This window comes from Mesorhizobium sp. M4B.F.Ca.ET.017.02.2.1 (assembly GCF_003998955.1).
Lineage (GTDB): Bacteria > Pseudomonadota > Alphaproteobacteria > Rhizobiales > Rhizobiaceae > Mesorhizobium > Mesorhizobium abyssinicae.
The window spans coordinates 1-762 of the sequence record NZ_RZOF01000670.1; the positions used below are offsets into that span (position 1 = coordinate 1).

Below are 762 nucleotides of genomic sequence, written 5' to 3' on the forward strand. Positions count from 1 at the left end.
AGACAGGGCTACGACAACAAGCCGGAGCCGCATCCGCGCAACCTGTCGCTTGGTCAATGGTGGGCCGAGATGATCGAGATCCCGTGCATCGTCATGGCCGGCTCCGAACTTGCATCGGTCGAGGCGGTGGCCGCCACCGGCGCCGAATTCGTGGCCCTGTCCAGCGCCGTCTTCGCCGACGGGACCGATCCCAGGGCGGCGGTCGCGGCCGCCAATGCGCTGCTCGACGAAACCGCGCCCCGCTTCGAGGACTGAGGTGCGCCGGTCCGTGCTTCCCCTCACGGTTCTCGCCGCGGCCTTCATGACCGAGGCGGCAACCGCCGCGCAGACCGTTCCGCTGCCGCAGCCACGGCCGGATGCCGGCGTGCCGGACGCCAGCGCGCCTGCCGCAGAAGCGCCAGCCGCCGGCGCACCAGCCTCCGGGGTGCATGTCGACAAGCCTATCGCCACGCCCCTGCCGCAGCCTGCTACCACGGCGCCGTTGCCTTCGGCCGACAGCATCAACCCCGATCGGTTCGGCGCGAAGCCGGCCGATCCCGCCTATGGCGCCTTCCAGCGCGGGCTCTACAAGACCGCCTACAATCTCGCGCTGGCGCGTGCCCAGAATGGCGATCCCGCCGCGCAGACCCTGGTGGCGGAGATTCTGTCGCGCGGGCTCGGCGTACCGCTCAACGCCGCGGAGGCCGCCAAATGGTACGCGCTCGCCGCCGAGCAGGGCGTGCCGGAATCGCAATTCCAGTACGCCCTGATGCTGCTCGACGC

2 protein-coding genes are annotated in these 762 nt (G+C 70.7%); both read left to right on the forward strand.

From position 1 onward, the window contains the following. Window positions 1–255, forward strand: a 255-nt coding sequence (locus EN738_RS34745; protein WP_189606166.1) for a thiamine phosphate synthase, incomplete at its 5' end; no start/stop codon positions are given. Between the two features lie 46 nt (window positions 256–301). Continuing rightward, the coding region (locus EN738_RS34750; protein WP_189606168.1) for a tetratricopeptide repeat protein at window positions 302–762 on the forward strand (461 nt) is incomplete at its 3' end.